19 protein-coding genes, 3 tRNA genes and 1 pseudogene are annotated in these 25,260 nt (G+C 71.4%); 3 read left to right on the forward strand and 20 right to left on the reverse strand.

Going from position 1 to position 25,260, the window contains the following annotated elements:
- Positions 1-33 precede the first annotated feature (33 nt).
- The 4 genes from NE235_RS30525 to NE235_RS30540 all read right to left on the reverse strand — a co-directional run bounded on the left by NE235_RS30525 (position 34) and on the right by NE235_RS30540 (position 5,111).
- On the reverse strand, positions 34-1,386 hold the full coding sequence (locus NE235_RS30525; protein WP_252809026.1) for an ABC transporter permease: 1,353 nt from the start codon (positions 1,384-1,386) through the stop codon (positions 34-36).
- Entirely contained in the window at positions 1,383-2,123 is a 741-nt protein-coding gene (locus NE235_RS30530) for an ABC transporter ATP-binding protein (protein WP_252809028.1), read from the reverse strand. The genes NE235_RS30525 and NE235_RS30530 overlap by 4 nt, the downstream gene beginning before the upstream one ends.
- A 179-nt stretch (positions 2,124-2,302) precedes the next feature.
- Entirely contained in the window at positions 2,303-4,504 is a 2,202-nt protein-coding gene (locus tag NE235_RS30535) for a S53 family peptidase (protein WP_252809164.1), read from the reverse strand.
- Positions 4,505-5,038: 534 nt separating this feature from the next.
- Positions 5,039-5,111, reverse strand: a tRNA-Lys gene (locus tag NE235_RS30540).
- A 226-nt stretch (positions 5,112-5,337) separates the two neighbouring features.
- On the opposite strand from NE235_RS30540, the gene NE235_RS30545 reads away from it, so the two are divergent.
- Positions 5,338-8,883 carry a ricin-type beta-trefoil lectin domain protein gene (locus NE235_RS30545; RefSeq protein ID WP_252809030.1) on the forward strand — a complete coding sequence of 1,182 codons (3,546 nt, stop codon included), beginning with the start codon at positions 5,338-5,340 and terminating at the stop codon, positions 8,881-8,883.
- A gap of 1 nt (position 8,884) precedes the next feature.
- On the opposite strand, the gene NE235_RS30550 is transcribed toward NE235_RS30545, so the two are convergent.
- From NE235_RS30550 to NE235_RS38435, 11 genes and pseudogenes are all read right to left on the reverse strand, one after another.
- Positions 8,885-10,135 (reverse strand): tetratricopeptide repeat protein, encoded by a 1,251-nt coding sequence (locus NE235_RS30550; protein WP_252809032.1) that lies wholly within the window; start codon positions 10,133-10,135, stop codon positions 8,885-8,887.
- 40 nt (positions 10,136-10,175) lie between these two features.
- Positions 10,176-10,391, reverse strand: a complete 216-nt coding sequence (locus NE235_RS30555) for a hypothetical protein (RefSeq protein WP_252809034.1) — start codon at positions 10,389-10,391, stop codon at positions 10,176-10,178.
- A complete protein-coding gene (locus NE235_RS30560) occupies positions 10,384-10,587 on the reverse strand; it encodes a hypothetical protein (RefSeq protein WP_252809036.1) in 204 nt (67 codons plus the stop codon). Before NE235_RS30560 ends, NE235_RS30555 begins: the two co-directional genes overlap by 8 nt.
- A complete protein-coding gene (locus tag NE235_RS37840) occupies positions 10,580-10,714 on the reverse strand; it encodes a hypothetical protein (protein ID WP_289849435.1) in 135 nt (44 codons plus the stop codon). The genes NE235_RS30560 and NE235_RS37840 overlap by 8 nt, the downstream gene beginning before the upstream one ends.
- 104 nt (positions 10,715-10,818) lie before the next feature.
- A complete protein-coding gene (locus NE235_RS38425; protein WP_252809167.1) occupies positions 10,819-11,595 on the reverse strand; it encodes a DNA-binding protein in 777 nt (258 codons plus the stop codon).
- Between the two features lie 252 nt (positions 11,596-11,847).
- Positions 11,848-12,051: pseudogene (locus NE235_RS38430) on the reverse strand (helix-turn-helix domain-containing protein); the annotation flags it as partial.
- 303 nt (positions 12,052-12,354) lie between these two features.
- Positions 12,355-12,699, reverse strand: a complete 345-nt coding sequence (locus tag NE235_RS30575) for a hypothetical protein (RefSeq protein WP_252809039.1) — start codon at positions 12,697-12,699, stop codon at positions 12,355-12,357.
- Positions 12,700-12,954: 255 nt separating this feature from the next.
- Positions 12,955-14,562 carry an alpha/beta hydrolase gene (locus NE235_RS30580; RefSeq protein WP_252809042.1) on the reverse strand — a complete coding sequence of 536 codons (1,608 nt, stop codon included), beginning with the start codon at positions 14,560-14,562 and terminating at the stop codon, positions 12,955-12,957.
- Between the two features lie 140 nt (positions 14,563-14,702).
- Positions 14,703-15,626 carry a CPBP family intramembrane glutamic endopeptidase gene (locus NE235_RS30585; protein WP_252809044.1) on the reverse strand — a complete coding sequence of 308 codons (924 nt, stop codon included), beginning with the start codon at positions 15,624-15,626 and terminating at the stop codon, positions 14,703-14,705.
- 127 nt (positions 15,627-15,753) lie between these two features.
- Positions 15,754-16,440 carry a response regulator gene (locus tag NE235_RS30590; RefSeq protein ID WP_252809165.1) on the reverse strand — a complete coding sequence of 229 codons (687 nt, stop codon included), beginning with the start codon at positions 16,438-16,440 and terminating at the stop codon, positions 15,754-15,756.
- A gap of 2 nt (positions 16,441-16,442) precedes the next feature.
- Positions 16,443-17,636, reverse strand: a complete 1,194-nt coding sequence (locus NE235_RS38435; RefSeq protein WP_252809046.1) for a sensor histidine kinase — start codon at positions 17,634-17,636, stop codon at positions 16,443-16,445.
- Between the two features lie 427 nt (positions 17,637-18,063).
- Between NE235_RS38435 and NE235_RS30600 the strand changes: the two genes are divergently transcribed.
- Positions 18,064-20,091: a WD40 repeat domain-containing serine/threonine protein kinase gene (locus NE235_RS30600; RefSeq protein ID WP_252809047.1), complete on the forward strand. Its 2,028-nt coding sequence runs from the start codon at positions 18,064-18,066 to the stop codon at positions 20,089-20,091.
- 5 nt (positions 20,092-20,096) lie between these two features.
- On the forward strand, positions 20,097-22,049 hold the full coding sequence (locus NE235_RS30605) for a WD40 repeat domain-containing serine/threonine protein kinase (protein WP_252809049.1): 1,953 nt from the start codon (positions 20,097-20,099) through the stop codon (positions 22,047-22,049).
- Positions 22,050-22,353: 304 nt separating this feature from the next.
- Here NE235_RS30605 and NE235_RS30610 read toward each other — a convergent pair.
- From NE235_RS30610 to NE235_RS30630, 5 genes are all read right to left on the reverse strand, one after another.
- A tRNA-Lys gene (locus NE235_RS30610) sits at positions 22,354-22,426 on the reverse strand.
- Positions 22,427-22,499: 73 nt separating this feature from the next.
- Positions 22,500-23,051 carry a response regulator transcription factor gene (locus NE235_RS30615; RefSeq protein ID WP_252809052.1) on the reverse strand — a complete coding sequence of 184 codons (552 nt, stop codon included), beginning with the start codon at positions 23,049-23,051 and terminating at the stop codon, positions 22,500-22,502.
- A gap of 120 nt (positions 23,052-23,171) precedes the next feature.
- Positions 23,172-23,247: transfer RNA gene (locus NE235_RS30620), tRNA-His, on the reverse strand.
- Positions 23,248-23,294: 47 nt separating this feature from the next.
- Positions 23,295-23,891, reverse strand: coding sequence for an oligoribonuclease (orn, locus tag NE235_RS30625; RefSeq protein ID WP_252809054.1), 597 nt, complete (start codon positions 23,889-23,891; stop codon positions 23,295-23,297).
- A 20-nt stretch (positions 23,892-23,911) separates the two neighbouring features.
- Positions 23,912-24,511, reverse strand: a complete 600-nt coding sequence (locus tag NE235_RS30630; RefSeq protein ID WP_252809056.1) for a hypothetical protein — start codon at positions 24,509-24,511, stop codon at positions 23,912-23,914.
- Positions 24,512-25,260 lie beyond the last annotated feature (749 nt).

Below are 25,260 nucleotides of genomic sequence, written 5' to 3' on the forward strand. Positions count from 1 at the left end.
TCTCGTCATCACCGACCGCTCCCTCGCGGGCCGTCAATTGCTGTGACGCGTCAGGCCGTCCATCGGCCGCACCCGCAGCATCCGCGGCAGGGGCGCACCCGAGGAGACCCCGACCAGCACCGCTCCGCACAGCGCAACGGCGAGCCAGGCCCATCCCGGCACCCCGCCCAGCGGTGTTCCGGTACGGGCGCCGAGCGGCAGCATCACCGCGCAGCCCGCGGCCATCCCCGCGCCGACACCGGCCACCGTGATGATCGCGCATTCGGTCGCGACCGTCCTGACGATCTGCCGCCGCTCCGCGCCGACCGCGCGCAGCAGCGAGAACTCACGCAGGCGCTCCAGGGACAGCATCACCAGGGTGTTGGCGGCGACCAGTCCGGCGAAGCCGACGTACAGCAGTGTGCCGAAGACCTCGCCCCAGTCTTCCCCGGACCCGGCCCCGGATCCGGTGAACGACGGCAATTTGACCACCCCGAACGCCGTGACCAGCGCGACCGGCGTGATCGCCGCGGACAGCCGGCGCGCTCTCGCCCGGGTACCGGCCACTGCCAGCTCCCCGGGCGCCCCTCCGAACGCCCGTAGCGAGGGGGCGCACAGCGCGATCGTGCACCGCCCGATCCACGGCCCGGCGAGGCCGATCGCGACCAGGTAGGCGAGCACCACCAGCGGGATCACCTCGGCCGCGCTCTCGGCCGGCCCCACGCCCGCGGCCACGGTCAGCGCGACCGCACCGGCCAGGGCGGCCAGGGACGCCATCCCCCTTACCACGCCCGCTCGTTCGCCGCCCTGAACGGAGGACTCGGCGAGCGCCGCCGACGGCCGGGTACGGGACGCTCGCCAGCCCGCGATCAGACCGCCGAGCTGTGAGCAGACCAGCAGCACCCCGCCCGCGGTGACCAGCGACTGCCACCCGACCTGGAAGGAGACACCGGCCGGGGCCATGCCGTGCGCGGCCAGGCCGTGCAGCCAGAAGCGGCCGAGCAGCGTCCCCAGTCCGCATCCGACGGGCAGCGCGGCGAGCGCAGTGCCGAGAGCCTCGACGGCGACCATCCGGCGAATCTGCCGGGGCTCGGCGCCGATCGCGCGCAGCAGCGCGATCTCCCGCCGGCGTTGGGCCACCGCCAGCGCCATCACCTGACCGATCACGAAGATGGACAGATACGCCATCATCTGGCTGAAGGCGATGCCCATGTCGGAGAGACCGGCGAGCTGCGCGCGGGCGGCCGGATCGCCCTCCGGCGGCGCGGCCGACGCCGAGACCGTCATCGCGACGCTCGCGACGAGCACTGTCGCGGTGAGCACGAGCGCCGCGAAGGTGCCCGCCAGAGCGGACGGGCGGGAGCGGACGGCCGCGGTGGCCAGACCGGTGGGACGGAGGACGCTCATCGGACCTGCCCCCTTGCCGCCGCGGCGGCGTCCGCCACGCTGCTCACGGCGACGTCTCCGGCGCCGCTGTCGTGGACCAGCCGCCCGTGGGCGAGCCGCAGCACCCGGTCCGCCCGGGCGGTCACCGCAGGATCGTGCGTGACCAGCACGACGGTCGCCCCCTGCTGGTCGACCGCCTCGCGGAGGAGGCTCAGGATCTCGGCGCCGGTCTCCTGGTCAAGGGCCCCGGTCGGCTCGTCGGCGAAGATCACCTCGGGCTCGGTGATCAGGGCCCGGGCGATGGCCACCCGCTGCTGCTGCCCGCCCGAGAGCTGGCCTGGACGGGCGTCCTCGCGTCCGTCCAGGCCGACCCGGGCCAGCAGCTCCCAGGCGCCCGCCGGATCGCGGCGCCGGCCGTCCAGCCGGAGCGGCAGCAGTACGTTCTGCTGCACGGTGAGCGCGGGCAGCAGATTGAAGGACTGGAAGACGAACCCGATCCGCGTACGCCGCATCCTGGACAGGCTGCGCTCCCTCATCCCGCTGATCACTCGACCGCCGAGGCGCACCACCCCGGAGGTGGGCCGGTCCAACCCGGCGGCGCACTGCAGAAACGTCGACTTGCCCGAGCCGGACGGGCCCATCACCGCCGTGAGCGAGCGTTCCGGGACCTGGACGTCCACCTCGCACAAGGCGTGCACCGCACGCCCGCCGCGGCCGTAGGACCGGCTGACTCGCTCCAACTCCAGCACGTTGCTCATGCCACCGACGCTACGAATTCGCAGCTCCGAGCCACCATGGGGAGCTCCCCCGAAAAGGGGGTTCGGTTCTTCCGAACCCCCGGACACGGCCCGGCCCTCCATGAGTGCGGACCCTCCTCGGCGACCGCGGTGACCAGGCCGTGAGGCGGTATCCGTCCGGTAGAGCGCATGATGGCCCCTCAACGCTTCCTGCCCACGGCCTGCTCGGCTACGGAATGCGGCACCCGGCCAGGCCGCTCCCGATGCTGCGCTGGTCGGAAGGAGTCGAAGTAGCTGGTGGTGAGCGTGCCGACGCCGGTCACGTCGTCGTAGCCCGGGGTCGCGGCCAGGCTCTGGTCGAGGCCGAAGGTGTCGAGGTAGGGCTCGGTGGGGAGCCCCGGAATCTGGTTGGCGACCGGCCCCGCGGCGAACAGGGGAACGCCCGGGCCGAGCGGGTGGTCGGTGACGTCGTGGTAGGCCGAGGTGCCGTAGCGCGCGTAGATGACCGGGTTGGCGAACCCGATCGGCTCGCCTGCGGCTTGTTGGGCGTCGGCCTGCATGCCCGCGAACTCCGGCGTCGCGACGCTGGTCCCGCCGACGGTTATTTCCCGATAGCCGGGCGGCACCGCTTGGCCCGGGGGCACCGTGAGGCCGGCGCGAACGCCGGTGCCACCGCCGGCGTCGGCCGCGACATCGGGCACGACGCGCATCGGCACGCGGGATCCATGTGCCTGGCTGAGCGCCGCCGGAACCGTCTCACGCTGGTAGGACGGCTGCCCGAGCACGTCGCTGGTGCCGCCGCCCCCGCCGAAGGCGAACGCGCCCGGTGGCTGCGCCCAGCTCTTCCCGTCCGGGGTCAGCCCGGTGAGGTGGTCACCCCAGCCGGTCTCCCACAGGTATTGGCGGCGCGCCCCGATCGCCAGGCTGGTGCCGCCCACCGCCGTCACCCACGGGTCGCCGGCGGGGTAACTGATCGCGGGCTTGGAGGGGTGCGGATGGCATTCTCCGCTGATCTGGCAGTTCGATCCGTCACCGTGGTCCGCGGTGCCGTTGTAGAAACCGATCCCCTCGGCCGCGCCCCGCTGGAATATCTGCTCGTAAGCGGCGATCAGCCCGGGTGAGGGGTCGGGATCGTAGTGCCTGATCGTCCGCCCGCTGACGATCCCGGCCAGGTGCCGGTCGGTGACGGTGCCAAGCTCGTCGAGCATCGACAGGGCCTGATCGTCGTCATCGCATTTCGCGCCGAGGTAGACGATGTCCGCGTCGGGCGCCATTCCGTGCACGGCCTCGATGGCCATGTAGTCCTCGGAGAACGGGAACTCCCGGCCTTCGCACGAGGCGTCCAGCCCGGGCGGGATGATCTCGGTGAACTGGCCGGGCCGCAGCGGCACGCCGTGGTCGCTAGCGAATCGCGCCACATCGCCCGAAGTGGTGGCGTTGCGCCCGGGGCCGACCACGGCGACCCGCACGCCCTTGCCGGTCAGGGCGGCCGGAACCCCGTAGGCGCTGCGGAGTTGCTGCGAAGTGTAGCCGCACCCGGCGTAAGGCGCCGTCCGGCCGTAGGCGGGCGGCAGATTCGTCGCCCGCCGCTGCCCGTAATACTCCGAGCAGGGCAACGTCGAGGCCGCAACGGACCCGGCCGATGCGGATCCGGCCGCGCGCGAGGCCGGGGTGGAGGTGCCCGCGCGGCCAGGTGAGGCCGGAGCGGTCTCGGCGCGGCCCGGCGCGGTGGGCGTGCCGCCCGCCGCGGGTTCGCCGCCGGAGCCGGGCAGGCCGATCTCGGTCGGCGCCACGGTCAGCACCGCCCCGGCGGCCCGCGCCGGCACGCTGAGCCGCGCCCCCGGCGGGGGCGCCTGCTCGGTGAGCGCACCGACCCGGTAGCCGTGCCAGACGGCACCGAACGCGCGCGCGGCCTCGGCCGCGCTCCCGCGCACCGACAGGTAATGCGGGTTCGCCGCGGTGACGTCCAGCCCGGTGGCGGCCAGCCAGGACCGCACCGCCGTGACCTGGGCGCGCGCCGGATCGAACCGCCGCCGCACCTCGGCGGGCGTCAGGTAGTGATGGAACAGCGCGCCGTGCGGGTCGGCGACCGCCGCCGCGTAGGCCGCGAGCCCATGCGGGTCGCGTCCGGTCAGGTACACCCGGGCGGCGATCGGCGCACCGGTCGGCGCCGGCCCCAGATCCGCGGAATCGGTGCCCCCGGCCTCCGGCGGCAGCGTCCACAGCGGCACGTAACCTGGCAGCGCGTGCCGCCCGCCTGCGGGGCCGGTCCCGGCCGCGAACGCGGCGGCGCTGGACGGAACTCCGGCGCACGCGATCGCGACGCCGGCCGCTGCGACGCTCAGGACGCCACCGCCCCGCGGACGGCGGCCGACCGGCGACGAAACGCGTATCGATCTCACCTTCCACAAGGCGTTCACCGTACGCCCGCCGCGGCCGTAGGACCGGCTGACTCATCCAGCTCAAGAACGCTGTTCATGCCATTGACGCTAGGAACCCGCGACTCAGCGCCACAATGGTGAGATCCCCCGTGAACGAGGTTCGGTTATTCCGAACCCGGGCTCGGCCGGTCCTCCATGGGTGCGGATCCCGATATCAAAGACGAGGTAGGGATTTGAACGTCCGCCATCGCGGCCGATCCCCGACGACACGTGCCGCGCCCCGAAGGCGGCTCTGCGGGGGAGGGGATGTTCGGTTGTGCCAGAGGCGGTGACGTGCCGGCTGGTCGCCTGCCGTCTCGGCCGGCGTATCGGTGATCCCCGGCCGGTTCGCGGGCGGGGCTCCCGGTCGTGGTGGCGCGCCGTTCTGTCGGTGCCGGGGGTGGAGCACCAAGACCAAGCATCCGAGCAGCCACGGAGCGACCACGGTCGCCAAACTGCCCTAAAACAGACACTGGGCGCTCCCGGTGGAACCGAGAACGCCCAGGTCGGGACGGGTGCGCCGCCAGGGACTTGAACCCCGAACCCGCGGATTAAGAGTCCGCTGCTCTGCCAATTGAGCTAGCGGCGCCTGCGATGTCCGTAACTCTAGCAGTCCCCATGCCCCGGCCATGCGCGCCTCGATCCGGCCGCCGCCACCGAGGTGACCATAGGGGCCGCCACTGTCGGTGACCGGTCGTGGACCTTGATCTCGCCGGTGATCCGGCCCGCTCGGGCGGAAACCGTTCAGAGTGTTTACAGAAAGCCGGTCCGATGATCTGATGCGGGGGACGGCAAGCCGAGCGTGCGAGGTGCCGATGCGTCTCCAGACATCACCGGTCCGGCGCTCGGCGGTGGTGTCCGCCCTGGCCACGCTCGCGACGGCCGTCTCGGTCGTCGTCGCCCTGCCGTCCTCGCCCGCCACCGCGGCCCCGGCGGCGGCCGTGACGGACGGTGCCGCCCGGTTCGAAGTGCTGACGCCAACGTTGATCCGTACGGAGTACGCCGGTGACGGCGTCTTCACGGACGCGACCACCTTCAACGCCGTGAACCGGTCGTTCACGCCGCCGGCGTACACCACGACGGTGACGGCGGACGGCTACCGGGAGATCCGCACCAGCGCGCTGACCCTGCGGTACAAGCAGAACAGCGGCCCGTTCACCGCGTCGAACTTAAGCGTCGCGATCACCGCGACGGGCACGACCGCGCGGCCGGCGTTCCCGTCGTACTGTCCCGTGTCGGTCGCATGCGAGGGCGAGAACGCGCTGCTGACGGGGAACGCGACGCCCGCCTACGACCACAAGGGTTACACGGGCACCGGATTCGCCTCGGGATACGAGCGCACCGGCAGCGGCGTGCAGTACGACGTCGACGTGCCCAGCGCCGGCACGTGGCGGCTCGCCGTCCGGTACGCCAACGCCACCGGCAGCGACGGCCAGTCCGCGACGCGTACGCTGACGGCGCACGTCAACGGCACCGTGGGGCCGCGGTTCAGCCTGCCGGCGACCGGTTCGTGGGACACCTGGTCCACGGCGTCGGTGAACGTCGGCCTGCGCGCCGGTGTCAACACGATCACCGTCGCCGAGGACGCCGCCGATTCGGGCCGCGTCAACCTCGACAGTCTCGCCGTCACACCGGCCACGGCCACGGGTTATCCGGCGCCGGCCACCGATCTGCGCACCACGGGCTACGGCGCGGGTCCGACCAGCCAGCTGGGCGGCTGGTACCGGTCGCTGGACAATCTCCCGAACGGCCTGCCGGACGCCGGCACGCTGCACCCGGGCATCCTGGACCGGGGCGGTTGGTACCTGCTGGACGACACCCGTACGGCGTTGATCGGCGCGAACCACACGGTCGGCGACCGGCCGGGCCACGGCGCACAGCCCTATCAGGACGGCTACTTCTTCGGGTACGGGCAGGACTACAAGCAGGCCCTGAGCGACCTCAACGCGCTGACCGGGGGAGCGAACCTGCTCCCGCAGACCGCGTACGGCGTGTGGTTCTCCCGGTTCTGGGGGTACAGCACCTCCGACTACCAGAACACGCTGCTGCCCGCCTTCCGGAGGAACTTCGTCCCGATCGACTGGCTCGTCGTCGACACCGACTGGAAGAAGCCGGTGGAGTGGGACGGGTGGAACTGGAACACGGACCTGTTCCCGGATCCGCAGGCGTTCCTCACCTGGACGAAGCAGATGGGGCTGGACGTGAGCCTCAACGTCCACCCCGAGATCGACGACAGCGATCCGAGGTTCCCGGCGGCGAACAGCGCCGCCGGCGGCCTGCCGGTCCAGCCTGACGGGCACACCCACTACTTCGACTGGTCGAATCCAGCGCACCTGGCCGCCTACCAGGGGCTGCACGCGCCGTTCGAGCAGCAGGGCGTCCGGGCCTGGTGGCTGGACTACTGCGGAGGGTGCGGGTCGTCGATCGCCTCGGATCCGCACGTCGCGCCGGACAACCTGATCAACCAGGCGTACGCCGACCACGACACCGGGCGAGGCCTGCGCGGGTTCGCGTTCAGCCGGATCGGCGGCACCGAGCACGGCGGCCTCGACGCCACGAACTTCCCGGTCGGCCCGTGGTCCGAGCGGCGCAACACCCTGGCGTTCACCGGTGACACGTACTCGACCTGGGACACCCTGGCCTACGAGGCGCGGTTCACCGCCGGGGAGGCCGCCGCCGGCCTGACCGGTGTGACACACGACATCGGCGGTTTTCACGGCGGTCACCTCGCCGACGACCTGTACGCCCGGTGGGTGCAGTTCGGCACCTTCCAGCCGGTGCTGCGGCTGCACTCCGACCACGGCGACCGGCTCCCGTGGGACTACTCTGGCGCGGCCCAGGCCGCGGCGCAGCGGTTCCTGCGCCTGCGGGAGGCGCTGGTGCCGTACACCTACACGATGGCATGGCAGGCGGCCCGGACCGGAGTGCCGATCGTACGGCCGATGTACCTCGACCACCCGGCCGCCGACGCCGCCTACAGCGCCTCCGGTGAGTACATGTACGGCGATGACCTGCTGGTGGCGCCGGTCACCACGGCGAATGACGCGAACGGGAACGGGTCGGTGTCGGTGTGGGTGCCGCCGGGCACCTGGAGCGACTACTTCACCGGCGCGACGTACACGGGGCCGGCGACCGTCACGATGACCGCCCCGCTGTCCCGGATGCCGGTGCTGGTCAAGGCCGGCGGCATCGTGCCCCTCCGTACCGACTACGTGAACGGTCAGAAGGAGCGACCGGCCGGCGGGCTCACCGTCAACGTCACCGCCGGCGCGGACGGCTCGTTCACCCTCTACGGCGACGCGGGGGAGGGCAACGGGTACGCGTCCGGGCAGTTCACCACCACCCCGCTGTCCTGGGCCGACGGCTCCCGCACCTTCACGGTCGGCGCCGCCACCGGCGGCTACCCGGGGGCGCCCACCGCCCGGGCGTACACCCTGCGCGTCGCCAACAGCGCCGCGCCCACCGCGGTCCTGATCGACGGAGTGCGGGTGCCGGAGACGGCGTGGGCGTACAACCGCAACAGCCGTACCGTCACCGTCACCACCGACAGCCTGCCGACCGGGGCGGCGCACACCGTGACGCTCACGGGATCCGCCGCGGACAACCCGGCCACCGGCGAGGTCGTCGGCGTCGGCGGCCTGTGCCTGGACGTACGGGGCGGTGTCGACGCGGACGGGCAGCCGGTCCAGGTCTACACCTGCAACCACACCACCGCGCAGCAGGCCGGCCACGCCGGCGACGACTCCGTGCGGTTGCTGAGCCGCTGCCTGACCGCCGGCGGCACGGCCGACGGCGCGCCGGTCACCATCGCCTCCTGTACCGGCGCCCCTGGCCAGTCCTGGACCCGCCGAGCCGACGGCACGCTGCTGAATCCCGCATCCGGCCGTTGCCTGGACGTCCCGAACTCCGACCGCGACCCCGGGGCCGTCCAGCTGCAGCTGTACGACTGTCTGGGAACCGACGGGCAGATCTGGCGGCTGCCGCCCGGACCGGTCACCGGCCCGGGCGGGCTCTGCGCCGACATCGCCGACGCCGACCCCTCCTCGGCCGGCGCGGTGCAGCTGTACACCTGCAACGACACCGACGCCCAGCGCTGGTCCACCCCCGGCGACGGAACCGTCCGGGTGTTCGGCAAGTGCCTGGACGTCAGCCACGGCGCCACCGCCGACGGCACCCCGGTCCAGTTGTTCGACTGCAACGGCACCGGCTCCCAGAAGTGGACCAGCCGGAGCGACGGCACCCTCTACAACCCGCAGTCCGGACGCTGCCTCGACGACCCCGGCAACCGGCAGCGCCCCGGCGACGCCCTGCAGATCTACGCCTGCAACACCAGCACCGCCCAGCGGTTCCGCCTGGGCTGATTCATCGCGTCTCCGGGAGGATCCGGCCGGCGACCGCCGCCGCCTCCGGAGCGCCCAGCTCCGCGTAGATGGCGTACGCCTCGCGCAGGTGCCGCTGCCGGAGATCGATCTTGCCCAGGTCATCGGCGAGGCCGGCGAACTCCACGAGCACCTCGGCCTGCCGCTGATGCGCGCGGGTCGTCCGAGCCGACTCCAGCGCCGTCTCCAGCACCTCCAGAGCGTCCTCATGGCGGCCGAGGCGGCGGTACGCGCGGCCGAGCCGTACGAGACAGTGCGACCGAAGATGACCCTCGTTCGGCTGCCGCGCGAACCAGGCGTCGGCGTCCACCAGGTACTCGACGGCCTCGCTGCAGTCCCCGGCGGCGAGGGCGGCTTCGCCCAGCCGACATGTCGTCATCGCCACCCCGCGTGCGTCGTCGCGGTCGTGGTAGATCGTACGAGCCGCGGTGAAGCGGCCGGCGGCGGTGGTGTGGTCGCCCTCACCGAGCGCGGCCAGGCCCAGCTGCTCCAGTGACGTGCCTTCGGCGTGGCGGTGACCGCTCAGCCGCGCGAGCACGAGCGCTCGGTCGGCCAGCGTCGCGGCGTGGCCGTGGTTCCGCCGGCCCAGCCAGGCGGAGGCCTGACCCTGGAGCATCCTGGCCTGGGCCTCGAGATCGCCGGCGGCCCTGGCCGCCCTGTCGCCGATCTCGTACATGGTGATCCACGTGCCGTAGTGACGGCGGCGGGAGAACAGCGGCCAGGCCGCTTCCGCGATCTGCCAGGACAGCGCGTGCAGGCCGCGCTGGTGCGTGGCGTTCACGAGGGCCAGGAGAGTGTGGCGCTCGGTCTCCAGCCAGTCCAGCGCGGTGGTCTCGGTGAACCGGGCGGCCGGAGGTTCGAGAAGGACGCGGCCGAGGCCCCAGCGGCTCGTCAGCGCCTGGTGGGCGGCGGCGGCCATGCGCAGCTTCCGGTAGGCGAGCCGGACCAGCGCGGCGAGAGGGTCATCGCCGATGCCGTACTCCTCGGCCATCGCCCGGGCGTGATCGAAGGCCAGGTCACCGAAGGCATACCGTCCGGGTGCCCTGCGCTCCAGCAGCCGGGCCTTGACGAGACGCTCCAGGTGGACGGCGGCGGCCTCGACTGTGCCGCCGGTGAGCGCGGCGGCGTCGTCGGGGGTGAGGTCGAGCCCCGGATGGTGGCTGGCCAGCCGATACGTACGGCGGGTCTCCTCGTCGGGCAGAGCCCGGTATGCGCTGTCGAAGGATCTGCTCATGGCTCCGTCGCCTGTCTCGGAAGCGGAATTGGGGTGCCGTTCAGGGGGTGGTGCGGGCGCTGGACGCCGCGGCGAGTTCGGCGGCGCGGCACAGGGCGATGAGGGTGTCCGGGTCGGACGCGTCGATGACCGTCGTCTGACGCGTGCACGCCCCGAACGCGCTCAGGCCACCGTGGTACGGCGCCCGCACGATGACCCAGCCGGGCAACCGGCGCTGCACCTGCGCGACGATCACCGCCCACTGCTCCTCACCCATCGGCGGACTCCTGAAGGCGTCCGGCGACGACGGCGGCGATCCGCCGCGCCGCATAGTCGATCTCGTCGGCGGGGGAGAACGGCTCGACGTCCGGCTCCGGCCGGGGCGCGCCACGTACGACGGGACGCGGACCGAGTTCGGTGAGTGCCGCGGGCAGCCTGCCGACGTACTCATCCACGCGCTGAGGGTCAGCCATGGGACGCCTCCGCGGCGCGTTGGAGGAACCGGCGGCTCTCCTCAACGATCAGGCGCAGGTGAGATGCGTGCAGGACCGAGCAGTCCCGCACGGTCGCCGTGCACACGGTGGTGCGTCTCTGACTCATGACGTGCCCCGTTCGCCTAACGTGATCGATCAGTCACGATCCGTTGCGGCAGTGACGGTATGACAGCCGGTCAGAGGCGAGGGGCACAGTTCGTACCCCTACGTTCAGACCATGAGGCCGATCTTGTCCGCGAGGGCGTTGGCCTCGCGTCGGATTTCTCGCGGTCCTCCGGTAGTGAACTCGAGCAGGAGCCGGCGCGCATGGCCGTTGTAACGAATCGTCTCCGGCGCGGCGACGTAAGCCTCTTTCAGGCTTCCGAGCGCGCTCTCCCGGTCGTTGTTGAGGTGATATGCACGTGCGACCTCGATGAGGTGCCGGCCTCGCCTGGGCTGAGACGGAATGAGCGGGCGCGCGGCGCGGCGAGCCTGCTGCCTGCTCTCGCCACCCTGGCGCAGTTCAACTGCGATAGTGACCGCGTGAGCGCCCATGATCGTGCGGCTGAATGACGTCATCCTGTCGTAGTAGTCCTGCGGCAGCCGATGCGCGGCATCGTTCGCCTCATCCCACATACGCCACGCCGTACCGCTCTCGCCCGCACGCGCGGCCGTGTAGGCGCGCGCGAACAGCAGCGCTCCCCACCTGGCGCGCAACCGGTGGTCAGCGTCGTCCATGTACGGGCGAAGCAGGTCCAGGGCTTGCTGATTGACGCCTTCGGCGATCTCGAACTCGCCCGCGTCCCGGTGAGCTTCGATGAGGAGCCACGCCGCGCCGCCGATCGCTTCAGGGGCATCGGCTTCTTGGGCGGCGGCCATCGCTCGCTCCGCGACGCGCCACAGCAGATCCGCAGCGGGTTGATAGGCAAGGAAGAACTGGGACAGGTTATAGACGTCTGCGAGCATCGCCTGAGCCTGCCGCCGGTCTCCGCTCTCATAGAACTGCACGGCGCGCTGCGTGTCCCTGATCAGGTCGGGGAGTAGCCGTCCGAGAACCGTTCGATGGTCGGGTGCGGCGTGGCGGGCGCGCCAGGCGGCATTGATGCGCGCCCGGAGATGGTCGAGTGGGGGAGGGGGTGCATCGGGAGGGACCAGGGCGTTGATGGCGTCGCGTACGGCAGGTAGAGCAGGATGCCCCGGGCCCGCGAACAGCTGGACGGGTACAGATTGATCACCGGTCAGCTCCGCAATGTCCCGAACGCGAAGTGCCTCCCCGAGACGGAGCAGAATGGGGAGTTTCGGCTGTTGCAGACGTCCAGCTTCGACCGCCTTGACCCAGCTTCCGGACTTACCGACGAGGGCCCCTAGGACATCTCGGGTCAAACCGCGACGGTTCCGCAGCAACTTGACGCGATCCCCGAATGTGAGGTCCGGCCCGACTGAATCCATTCTAGGCTCGGGCATGAGCCCTGCACCTCCTGAAGACTCGACGACCTCAGGTTACGGCATCGAGGCTCATATTTGCACCGACGCTCACTTCACCGGGATTTTCGATTTTTTGATGGCTGGCGAATTGCCGTGATGCCTATCGTTGCTCATACTGTCGCGTCGGAGTGGTGGTGGTTGTGGGGCATCACCTCTCACGATGGCCACCGTGATCTGACCAAGGTCTTCGGTGGGCCGGGCCCGGCAGCCGCTCCCGGCCCGGCCCGGCATGCCGCCATTACTCGATGGCTACCCGAAGACCCGCTGGACGGCCGTTCGAGCTCAGCCGGCAGAGGTGGTCATGGTGGTGCTGGCGTCGGGCTCGCTGTCGGTCGGCTTGGCATCGCCGCTGTGTGCGGCGACGAAGTCCTCGCCCAGCACATCCTTGGCCACCCGCAAATGATCGAGCTCTAGCTCTCCGCAGTCGGCGACATGGCCATCGATGGCCTTCATGATGCGCTCCACCGCGCCGTGGTCGTGACCCAGGCGCTGCTCGGCGTAGACGGCCACGCCCAGCTTGAGCAGCAGCTTCTGCGCGCGCCGGTGCTCGTTCCACTCCTCGATGGCCTCGACGCCGGAATCGAAGCCCTTCTCGGTGATGTCGAATGCCTTGGCAATAAAGCTCATATCGCACCTTTTCTGCGCTTGTGGTCCGTACCGTCGGACAGATGATCAGATATGCGCAGGCAAGATCATAGGGCTCGAGCCCACCACTCGATGCTCGACGACACGGGTGGCCCGCCGGCCCGCTGAGCCCTGGCCACCAGGGTGTAAGAGCGCGTAGGGCGAGCTCGGGCGAGGCTGCCGGTGTCCCGGCAGCCTCGCCGTGCCTCCCGCGAAGACGGCCTCGCCCGTTGTCCAGACCCCGGGCGAGGGGTTCATCTAGCTCAGCGGCTTGGCGGTGCAGTGGAGGTCCCTGGCCGGGAGCCTCCCGTCGGCGAGGAACGCGACGGTGGCGGCGTCGGCGCACGTCGAGCCCGCGTGGTAGACGTAGTGGCCGCCGTTGTCGACACCGACGAAGCTCGCACGGGAGCCCAGCGTCCGGCGCAGGCCGAGACCGGTTTCCCACGGGGTGGCGTTGTCGCGGCGGTTCTGCAGGATCAGGACGTCGCGGTGACCTCGCGAGGTGACCTTCACGGGCGCCTCGTTCGGAGCCTGCCAGAACGCGCACGGCCAGATGTTCTTCGGCATGCCGTCGGTGAGCGGCCAGGCCTTACGGTCGGCGGCGGTGTCGGCGGCGTACTTGTTGATGTCATGCGACCACGCGGCGTCTCCGCAGACGAGGGCCAGGAACATGCTGGTCTGGTTGTCCGCGGGCACACCGGGTTCGGCCGGGCTGGTGCTCGCTACCTGTGCCAGCACGGCCTTGTCCTGGTCCGACGGTTTCCCGTCGGCCAGGTCGGCCGAGGCCTTCCAGACCTGGGTCAGCACGGGGAGTGTCTCGTTGTGCAGCAGCAGTGAGTAGGTGACCTGCCGGAGAGTCAGCCCGTTCAAGGACATGTTCGTGCCCGGCAGCGGGGCGGGCTCACGGTCGAGGCGGTCGGCCAGGGCCAGGTAGTTCCTGGTCACCGTGGGGACGTCGGTGCCGAACCCGATGCTGTCGTTGTGCGCGGCCGCGACGCGGGCGGCGTCGGGGAACCGGTCGGCCATGCCCTTGTTCCAGCTGGCGGACTGCTTCTGCCAGACGAGGTTCGGGTCGACGTTGCCTTCGAGGATCATCCGGTCGGTGTTGCCGGGGAACAGCGCGCGATACACCGCGCCGAGGTACGTGCCGTAGGACTGGCCCCAGTAGGAGATCTTCTTCTCTCCCAGGGCTCGGCGGACCCGGTCCAGGTCCCGCGCGGTGTTCGGGGTGGTGAAGAACCTCAGGTCGTCCCCGACCGAAGAGGCGCACTGCCGTGCGGTCGTACGGGCCTGGGCTACGTTGGCGGTGATCGAGCCGTCGGCGGCGGGGTAGGGGAGCAGGTTCGCCAGGTTCGGGTCGTTCAGGTGGCAGCTGATCGGCGCGCTGTGCCCGACCCCGCGCGGGTCGAATCCGATCAGGTCGTACCGGTCGAGGACGGACGCCGGCAGGGTCGGCGCCATCTGCCCGGGCATGTCCAGGCCCTCCAGGGCCGGCCCACCCGGGTTGAGCAGCAGCGCGCCCCGCCGCTTGCCGGGCTTGGCCGTGGCGATCCGGGACACCGCGATCGAGATGCTCTTACCTCCCGGGTGCCGATAGTCCAACGGCACCTTCACCGTTCCGCACTTTTCCCGCGGATCCCTCGTCGCTCCTTCCGCGAGTGGCGGACAGGCTCCCCACGCGATCGCGTTCTTGTCCGAGGCGGCCGAGACCGGAATCGTCGTCTGAGCGGCCGCCTTGCCCGAATTGGCATCCGGGTTGGACGAACACGACGTCATCATGCTCGCCAGCACCCCGATGCCGGCCAGCATCGTCACCGCGACGGCGCTCCTCGCCTGGGAGTTGCCGAGTGGAAGAACGTTTCTCATCGTCGAGTCATGCCTTTCGAACAGGTGTGTGCCACGAATGGGATGTACGGGACGGCCGACGCGTCGGCCGATGAACCAAAGCCATGAGGCGGAACGGAATACCGCGCTTCACCTCGTGGGAGACGGAATCTCAGAGATGCTCAGGCCGGGGTCGGTGCGGCAGACGCCTTGCGCCGGCGAATGCGGCCGCGGCGCCGGGCCTGACGCAGGAGCAGGACCGTCGTGGTCCCACAGACCAGGAGTGCGATGATGCTCGCCTCGGGGCCGAAGCTGCCGCCGCTCAGCACCGACGAGCCGGACGCCGTGCCCTTGAACAGACCCAGCGTGTGGTCGGACGAGCCGGAGACGTTGGTCCCGAAGATGCCGCCCTCGGCGAAGTTCCAGCCCAGGTGCAGCCCGATCGGCAACCACAGCGTACGGGTGACGGTGTAGGCCGCGGCGAGCATCAGCCCGCCCTCGATGGCGATGGAGGCCGCGCCGTAGAGCGTGGCGCCGGAGTTGATCAGATGCAACGCCCCGAAGAGGATCGCGGAGACCGCCATCGCGCCCCACGTGCCGGTCTTCTCCTCCACGATGCGGAACAGCACGCCGCGGAACATCACCTCTTCGGCCACGGCCACCGCGCACGTCATACCGAACGCGCCGATGGCGGCGGCGAGGTTGCCCCACCCGTGGATGCCGTACCCGCCGAAGACCGCGATGACCGCGATGGTGATCGAGAACAGCCCGATCCCGAGCAACGTCCCGCGGCGTACCTCGGCGGCCGCGCCGGGCCGTCCCACCTCGTCCGCGTCGCGGCGTTCGAGGACGCGCACCATCGTGGCGTACCCCAGCAACACGAGCCAGGCGAGAAGCGGCCCGACCAGAACCCCCACGATCAGGAGCGCGACGGCGTTGCTCTGTACGCCTGCGTAGATCGAGCCGATGACGCCGTCGGCCACCACGCTCAGCACCAGCAGGACGACCAGGCGCACCCACGCCGGTCGCGGCCCCCTCTGGGGCTTGTCCTCGGGCCGCTGCTCGACCCCTTCCTGCACCGCCGTCGAATCGGCGCGGTTCCTCACGATGGCCTCCGTCAGATCGCGGCCTCGGATGCAGGCCGAACTGCCGGAAACGCTACGGATGGCAGGGCCGGGGAGTCATCGCGCCGACGTGGGCGATCCGGCTAGCTCGCTCGGGGGATAACGCCGGTCAGTACCCGCTGACCAGGCCGTTCTGGTAGGCGAAGACCACTACCTGCACACGGTCGCGCAGGCCGAGTTTGGTCAGGATGTGCGAGACGTACGTCTTAACGGTCTCGTGGCTGATGACAAGGGCGTCGGCGATCTCGCCATTGGACAGGCCGCGCGCGATCAGCGTCAGCACCTCACGCTCCCGGCCGGTCAGCGGCTTGAGCGGGTCCCATTCTCGTTCCGCGGCGCGGACCCGCGAGCCGAACCGGCCGATCAGCCGGCGGGTCACGGCGGGCGCCAGCAGCGCCTCACCGGCCGCGATGGTGCGCACGGCCGACACCAGCTCGTGCGGCCGCGAGTCCTTGAGCAGAAAGCCGCTGGCCCCCGCGCGGATCGCGTCGTAGACGTACTCGTCGAGATTGAACGTCGTCACGACCAGCACCTTCACCGGGTCGGCCACGTCCGGGCCGGCCAGCAGCCGGGTCGCCGCGATGCCGTCCAGCAGCGGCATCTGGATGTCCATCACCATCACGTCCGGACGCAGTCGCCGGGCGAGCTCGACCCCGGCCCGGCCGTCCTCCGCCTGACCGACCACCTCCAGGTCGGGCTGGGCGTTGATGATCGTGACGTAGCCGGCCCGGACGATGCTCTGGTCGTCGCAGACCAGCACGCGGATCGGGTCTCCCGCCGCCTGCGGGTCGGGCATGGTCACCGCCCGCCTCCCGCCGGGATGCGGGCGTGCACGGTGAAGCCGCCGTCCGGGCGGACACCGGCCCGCAGCTCGCCTCCGACCACACTGACCCGCTCCCGCAGCCCGGTCAGCCCGCGTCCGTCGGCCGAGCGCGGCGCGGCGCCGCCGGAGCCATGGGAGCCATCCGTGCTCACCTCGATGTCGACCTCGGCGGCGTCGTGGCGGACCCGGACGACCGTACGGCGGCCGGGCGCGTGCTTGAGGGCGTTGGTCAGCGACTCCTGTACGACCCGGTACGCCGCGAGCTCGGCGCCGCGGGTCATCGGCCCCTGCTCGCCCACCTCGCTCAGCTCGATCGGCTGTCCCGTCGAGCGGGTCTCCTCCACCAGGTCCCGCAGGGCCCCGACCGCCGGCTCGCGCTCCGGCTCGTCGTCCACCGGGTCGAGCACGCCGAGGAAGTAGCGCAGCTCGGCCAGCGTACGGCGGCCGGTCTCACCGATCTCGGTCAGCCCGCTCACCACCTGCTTGGGCGAGTCGGTGGCGAGGAACGTGGTGGCGTCCGCCCGGATCACCATGTTCGTCACATGGTGGGTCACCACGTCGTGCAGTTCCCGGGCGATGCGCGCACGCTCCTCCCTGATCGCCGCGCCGGCGGCCTGCCGCCGGTGTTCGGCCTCCTGCCGGGTACGCGCCCGCATCCAGGCGCCCAGCGACCAGCTGCCGGCATAGACGATCAGAAAGAACGCGACGAAGTCGGCCGGGCGTTCGGGCGAGCCCTGGGCCACCACCACGACCACGAGGACGACGTACCCGGCGATCCCGGCGACGGCCGGCACCCGGCGAAAGCGGTCCTGGTATGCCCCGACGCTGTACAGCGCGACGATCAGGCCCTCGCTGGCGAACGTGGGCGGATAGCCGAGGATCTCGTGGACCGCGAACGCGGCGGCGATGACCGTCAGACACGTACCCGGCCGGATGCGGCGCCCGGCCAGGGGAACGCACTGGGCGAACAGCAGCACCAGGGCGAGTCCGTCAACGGGGCGGCGGACGTTCTCCGCCATGATCATGCCCTCGTGCGCCACGCCGGGGGTGAACGCCAGGGCCGCGAAGAGCGCTGCCAGCGCACCGTCACGCACGGCCAGCCCGCGCGCCCGCCACCATCTCCCGATCGGCAGGACCCGATCCGGCATCGCCAGCATCTTCCCGAACACGCAGAAAGCCTAACGGCCCGCGCTGGGCGATTTCCGCGAGTTTCTGACTGTTGACGGCCCCCGGGTCAGGGGTGTAGGCGCTGGACGAGAAAAGGTCGCGTACGGGGGTGAGTACGCTGGGTCCGCGGCGTACGCCGAGATGTCCTCGACCGGATTCTGTTCGTCGACGCCGCGCATCTGCGAGAGGTGCGCGCCAAGTACGCGGATCATTTCAGCTACGCCGGCCGCACCGCGCTCAAGGACCAGGCCAGTCCGTTGAGAGCGTTACCCGACTCTGACGACGCCGACATGAAGGTCGTCCGATAAGACCGGCTCAGTGGTTTGATGCACGAATACTCCCAGGTCACAGAGGATCGCCGAGTTTCAGGCGCCGGCAGCTTGCTGCGCTCCTCTCTGTCAGACAAGATTGTCTTTCTAGAAGGAAGGCATGAGTTTGAGGTCTCTGGACGCGTCCGATCCTCGGCAGGTCGGGCCCTATCGGATGTTCGCCGAGCTCGGCCGGGGCGGGATGGGCCGGGTGCTGTTGGGCAGCGGCCTGGACGGACGGCTCGTCGCGGTCAAGCTCGTGGACGAGCAGTACGTCGACGACGACGGATTCCGCGCCCGGTTCCGGCGAGAGGTCCGGGCGTCGCGGCAGGTCGCCGGGGCCTACACGGCGGCGGTGATCGACGCCGATCCCGAGGCGCCGACTCCCTGGCTGGCCTCGGTGTACGTACCCGGTCCCGCGTTGCATACCGCCGTCGCGCGAACGGGGGTGCTGGATGCCGAGGCGGCGCTGCGGCTCGCTGCAGGGCTGGCCGCCGCGCTGATGGAGGTACATCACGCGGGCTTGGTGCATCGCGACCTCAAGCCCTCGAATGTGCTCCTCACCCACGACGGTCTGCGCGTCATCGACTTCGGCATCGCCCGGGCCGCCGAGGGCAACGGCACCCGGGTCACCCGGACCGGGGTGCTCATCGGCACCGCCGGCTACATGTCACCCGAGCAGGCGCGTGGCGAGTCACTCGGCTCGGCCAGCGATGTGTTCTCGCTCGGCTCGGTGCTGGTGTACGCCTGCACCGGGCACGGCCCGTTCGAAGCCGACAGCACGCCGCGGATTCTGCACAACGTGCTCACCGCCGAACCCGAGCTCGGCGGGCTGCCGGAGCGGGTCAGGGAGCTGGCGGTGGCGTGCCTGGCCAAGGATCCGGCTGGTCGGCCGACACCCGAGCAGCTGCTGGGCCGGATCGGCGGGGTGGCGCCGGCGGCCCGCCCATGGCCGTCGGCGGTGCATGCCCTGATCGCCGCCCAGCAGGGCGAGGTCGACCGGCTGCTGCCCGACGGGCCGCCTGCCGGCCCGCCGATCCCCCCGGCCCACACCACGGTGGACCAGGCGCCGCCCGCCGGGTTCAGCCGCCGGCGCTTCCTGGCGGCGGGCGGGGCGGCCCTCGGCATCGCGACGGCCGCGGGCGGCGTCGTCTGGGCCTCGTCGGGTGGCAGCGGTTCCAAGAAGCGGAAGACCGGCACCGGAAAGTCGGCCACGGGCGCGACACGGCGGCCGGTGGCCACGCTGAGCAGCGACGTCCCGCTCGACGACCTGCGCTACAGCCCGGACGACAGCCTGCTCGTGGCGATCGGCGGCGACGGCGCGGTACGAATGTTCGACGTCGCCGCGCGGCAGCCCTCCGGAGACCCGATCAAGGGCGGCACCGGTGACAAGGCGAAGATCTTCGCCGTCGCCTTCGACGAGGTCGGCGACACGCTGGCTACCGCCGGCGACGGCGTCAAGCTCTGGGACGTCAAGACCCGCCGGCAGGTCGGTGCCCTGACGGTCCCGCTCATGGCGAGCGTGGACGCCCCGGGCCCGGCGCACGACGTCGGCTACAGCCCCGACGGCCGGCTGTTGGGGGGCGCCGGCATGGACCTGATCCAGATCTGGGACGCCCGAACTCACGCGTCGGTCGGCAGGGTCGACTACGGCGATGCCAACCTCATGTCCAAGGTGTGCTTCACCGGTGATGGCAAGCTCCTGGCCATCCCGGACCAGACCGCTGTGAAGATCTACGACGTCGCCTCTGGCCGGCAGTCCGGGCAGTCACTGCTCGGCCACACCGCACACATCATCGCCGCGCTGGTCAGCCCGGACGGCCGTACCCTCGCGACGGCGGCCTACGACTCCACCGTCCGGCTCTGGGACGTGCCGACCGGCCGCGCGGTCGGCCGGCCGATCACCGTCGGCTCGACGACCATGGTCGAGTTCCTCGCCTTCAGCCCGGACGGGCACACTCTGGCCGGCGGCACCAGCAACGGCGACGCGTACCTCTGGAACGTGACCACGCAACGCCCGGTCGGCCGGCCGATCGCCCTCGGTGGCGAGGTCACCGGCGTGGCATTCGACGGCGAGGGACGCACCCTGGCCACCCTGAGCAAGCGGACGATCCAGTTCTGGGATCTCGCCGCCCTCGCCCGGGGCTGATATCGATGCGTCCCCTGTCCCTCACCGACCCGCCCTGGATCGGGCCGTACCGGACGCTGGCCGAACTCGGCCGCGGCGGGATGGGCCGGGTCTTGCTCTGTTCGGGCCCGGACGGCCGGCTGGTCGCGGTGAAGCTCGTTCACGCGCGGCTCCTGAGCGCGCCCGGCTACCGGGACCGGTTCCGCGCCGAGGTGATGGCGACCAGGATCGTCTCCGGTGCCTACACGGCGCCGGTGATCGGCGCCGACCCGGACGCGCCGGTGCCCTGGCTCGCCTCGGTCTACGTCCCGGCGCCGTCGCTGCGTGAGGCCGTACGGGCCGCCGGGCCGCTGCCCGAGCCCGCCGCACGGCGGCTGGCGGCCGGGTTGGCCGCCGCGCTGCGTGACATCCATCGCGCAGGGCTGGTGCATCGCGACCTCACGCCGGGGAACGTGCTGCTGGCGGCCGATGGTCCGAAGGTCATCGACTTCGGGATCGCATCGGCCGACGGCATGGCCGGCGACGCCACCGGCACGCCGGCCTTCATGTCGCCCGAGCAGGCCCACGGCGGGCCGCCGACGGCGGCGGGTGATGTCTTCGCGCTCGGGTCGGTGCTGGTGCTGGCCTGCACCGGCCGCGGCCCGTTCGACGGCCCGGGCGCCATGCAGACGCTCTACAACGTGGTCCATGCCGAGCCGGAGCTCGGCGGTGTGCCGGGCGCGCTCCGCCCGGTCGTGGCCGCCTGCCTGGCGAAGGCGCCCGGCGACCGGCCGTCGCCGGGCCGGCTGCTGGAGCTCCTCGGTCAGGTGGCGCCGGCCGCCCGGCCCTGGCCGCCCGCCGTCCATCAGCTGATCGATGACCGGCAAGCCGAGCTCGCCCGGCTGCTCGCAGGTACGCAGCCCACAGTGGTCGATCCCGTCCGGGTGCCACGGCGCGGCCGGTTGCTGGCCGTCGGCGCGGCGCTGACCGTCGCCCTGCTGCTCGGGCTCCTCATTTGGACGCCCTGGTCGGGTTCGGCCCGCAAGCGCGCGCCGCACCCGGCCACCCCCTCCGTTTCACCCTCGCCGCCCAACTGGACGCTACGCGGGCACACGTCCTGGGTCATGGCGGTGGCGTTCAGCCCCGACGGCAAGACGCTGGCCACCGCGGGCGACGACGCGACGGCCCGCCTGTGGGACGTGGCCACACACACCGAGCGCGGCACGCCGGACCGGCATCCCGACGGCGTGAACTCACTGGTGATCTCGCGGGACGGCACCGCGCTCTACACCGGCGGCGACGACGGGTACCTGCGCATCTTCCCCATGTCCGGGCACGGCAGGCCCAGCGGCGTGAACCTGGACGGAGGCGCGATCGAGGCGATGGCGCTCGCCCCCAGCGGGAACCTCCTGGCCCTGGAGCCGGACGGCTACATCCAGCTCTTCCCGCTCGCGGGCAAGGGCATGCCGACCCAGGCGGCCCGGGTGCAGTCCGGCAACGTCACCGCGCTGGCCTTCAGCCCGGACAGCCGGGTGCTGGCCATCGGCACCACTGGCAAAGAGGAAGACCTGGACACCCACAACACCAAGGGTGTGGTGGAGCTGTGGGACCTCACCGCGAAACGGCACGTTACACCGGACCTCACCGGCTACGACGGCTGGATCTCGAGCGTGGCGTTCAGTCCCGGCGGCCGCACGCTCGCCGCCGCCGGCGGTGATCGGGTACAGGTATGGGACCTGACCGGCCATCAGCCGGCCGGCGCGTCGATTCACTGCCGGGCGACCTGCCGGGCCGTCGCCTTCAGCCCGGACGGCAGGCTGCTCGCCTTCTCCGACGGCGCCGACGCCCGGCTGCTGACCGTGGCCGACCAGCGGCAGTCCGGACCCACCATCACCGGCCACACCGCCGGCATCACCAGCCTGGCCTTCAGCCCGGACGGCAAGCTGCTGGCCACCGGGTCCTACGACGACACTGCCCGGATCTGGCAGCTCCACCGCTGACGCGCAGACCTTCCAGGGCCGACTGGACGTGAGGACGGTCATCTCGCCCGACCTGCTATCCGACCGGCTCAGGCCCCCACACGCCGAGCAGGTTCGATGAGACGGAACACCAAGCGGGCAGGACGGCCACGCAGAGCGCTCCGGCGCCCGAAGCCGCCATCACCAAGGCACCCGAACCTGGGTAGACGACGTTGCCGACCACATCCGGCATCCGAGCGACCATGGAGCGACCACCGTTGCCGAACCATTTCAAAACAGACACTGGGCGCTCCCGGAGTACCGAGAGCGCCCAGGTCGGGACGGGTGCGCCGCCAGGGACTTGAACCCCGAACCCGCGGATTAAGAGTCCGCTGCTCTGCCAATTGAGCTAGCGGCGCTTGCGACGTCCGTAACTCTAGCAGCCCCCTTGCCCTAGTTGCGAATTGATTGACCCGCCCCCGTCGGCCCAGGTCAGCGGGGCTGGGGGCGGGCCCGCCAGAGGGTGATCGCGGCCGCTCGGGAGCCGACCCGGAGCTTGGCGTAGATCCGGTTCACGTGGTTCTTGACCGTCTTCTCGCTGAGGAACAGCTCGCGTGCGATCTCGCCGTTGGAGCGGCCGCCGGCGATCAGGTCCATGACCTCCGCCTCGCGGGCGGACAGGTCGAGGTCGGCGCGGCCGGCGTCGCGGAAGATCTCGAGGAGCTCCCGTGGGGTGAACCGGTCGGGGGTGAGGTGGGCGCTCGCGCCCTCGCGGAGGGCCGCCGTCGCGGCGTTGGGCTCGGAGCAGACGACGAAGACGCGCGCCCTGCGGCTCAGAGAGGCCGCGTGAGCGGCGAACTCCGGGCCGAGGATCACGAGATCGGGTCGGAGGCGTTCCGCGGCCTCCAGGGCCTCTCCCGGCGCGGTGGGCTCACCGGGCTCGTTGACCACATTGAGCTCGTCGCTGTCCTCCAGCACGGAGAGGAGGGCGGGGTCGCCGTCGACGACCATGACACGGAGCGGCAGCGGACCGTCGGAACTCATCCTGCCTCCGGGGGATTCGGTCACGGCGGGGGCGTGATCCGGGAGGGGTCGGGAGACGAAGGCCGTGGGACGCCGGAAAAGGCCGACGGCCCCGGCGCGTGCGCGCCGGGGCCGTCTTCTTGGGGTGAGTGAGGGGACTTGAACCCCCGACACCCAGGACCACAACCTGGTGCTCTGCCAACTGAGCTACACCCACCATGTCCGCACGAGGCGGCGTGATGAAGTGTAGCGGCTTCCGGGACCTCATCGCTCACCGATATTCGTCGCGATGGCGCGGGCCGTCTCGGAGTCGGGTCCGGGCTGGGGGACGAACACGGCCTCGCGGTAGTAGCGGAGCTCGGTGATGCTCTCGGTGATGTCCGCGAGGGCGCGGTGGCCGCCCTTCTTCTCGGGGCTGGCGAAGTACGCCCGGGGGTACCAGCGCCGGGCCAGCTCCTTGATCGACGACACGTCGATCATGCGGTAGTGCAGGTGGGCGTCCAGCGCGGGCATGTCACGGGCGAGGAAGGACCGGTCGGTCGCGATGGAGTTGCCGCACAAGGGGGCCTTCTTGACCCCGGGGACGTGGGAGCGGACGTACTCCAGGACGCGGTTCTCCGCCTCCGCCAGGGTGATGCCGCCGGGCAGCACGTCGAGCAGCCCGGAGGTCGTGTGCATGTCGCGCACGACCTTCGACATCTGCTCCACGGCCTCCTCGGGAGGCTTGATCACCAGGTCGATCCCCGCGTCGAGGATGTTGAGCTCACTGTCGGTCACCAGGGCGGCGATCTCGATCAGCGCATCGCGCCGCAGGTCGAGCCCGGTCATTTCACAGTCGATCCAGACCAGCCGGTCGTTCATGACCTTCACCATAAGTCCTGTCAGGACACTTTGAGTGAGGTCAGGAGCAGATCGAGGTCGCCCTGGCGCTTGTGGCTGTCCGGAATCGAGACGTAGAACTCCGCCGGCGCCTGGCCGTTCCCGCGGTCGACGAGCACGAGCGCGGCCGTCTCCGTACGGAAGTTCCAGTGCTGCGACGCGGCCTGGGGGAAGGTCAGCCGGACCTTGAGGAGCCAGCCGTCGTGCCCGCCGACGGGGTGGGACTCGGAGGCCAGCTCCTGGCGGGTGTGGGCGGGGTAGGAGCCCGGCTCCAGGGCCGCGAACACGGTCCTGGCCTTGGTCTGCAGCGGGTCGGTGGAGATGTCGGTGCTGACGCCGCTGTAGGCGCTGGCGACGTACGGCTCGCCGTTCTGGAAATCGGCCATGACCTGGGCGGTCTCACCCTGGTCGAAGCCGAGCTTGCCGAGGCCGCCGGTCGCGGTGACGGCCTCGGTGCGCCACGCGCCGCCGAGCCGGGGGTAGGAGATGCCCGCCTGGGCGTCGGTGATGGTCGCGACGACCGGGGACCGGCCGGCCTTGTCGTCGCCGCCGCCGAAGATGTTCGTGGCGAGCAGGACGACGACGACCGTGATGATGATCACAGCGGCGGCACCGCCGCCGATCAGGAGGGGGAGCCGGCTTCGCCGGGTCCGCGGTCCGGGCTGGGTCCACGGCGGCGGGGCCGCCTGCCCCGGGCCCGCTCCCGGCCACCCTGGGGCGAATCCCGGGTTCGTTCCCTGCCATCCCGGGGCGGCCCCCGGGGCTGCTCCCTGCCATCCCGGGGCGGATCCCGGGCTCGCGCCCTGCCATCCCGGGGCGGATCCCGGGCTCGCGCCCTGCCACGCCGGAGCGGCTCCCGGGCCGGAGCCCGGCCACGCGGGCGCGGTTCCCGGTCCCGCCTCCGGCCACGCCGGGGCGGGAGCGCCCCAGGCCGGTGCCGCGGGACCGGCTCCGCCGGGGGCCTCCCATGCCTGCGTCTCGGGTCCGGCCGCGCCGGGACCTCCCCACGCCTGGGGCGCCGGCCCCGCCGGAGCGCCCTCTGCCTGCGCCTCAGATCCGGCCGGCGTCCCCTCGGCCCGCGCAGAAGGTCGGGCCGGGCTTCCCCCGGTCCGCGCCTCGGGCTCGGCCGGGCTTCCCTCGGCCTGCCCCTCGGGTCTGTCCGGGGTCTCCTCCGCCTGCGTCGCGGGCCCGGGCGGGTCCGGATTCCCCTCGGCCTGCCCCGCCTGGGGGTCTTCGCCCAGTGATCGGGTCGTCTGGGTCCACTGCCGGCCGTCCCACCAGCGCAGAAGGCCCGGATCGCCGTACGGATCGCGGTACCAGCCCGGAGGAGTCATGGGGTCAGGGTAAGTGG

The sequence above is a fragment of the Actinoallomurus spadix genome (assembly GCF_024055725.1).
Classification (GTDB): domain Bacteria; phylum Actinomycetota; class Actinomycetes; order Streptosporangiales; family Streptosporangiaceae; genus Actinoallomurus; species Actinoallomurus spadix.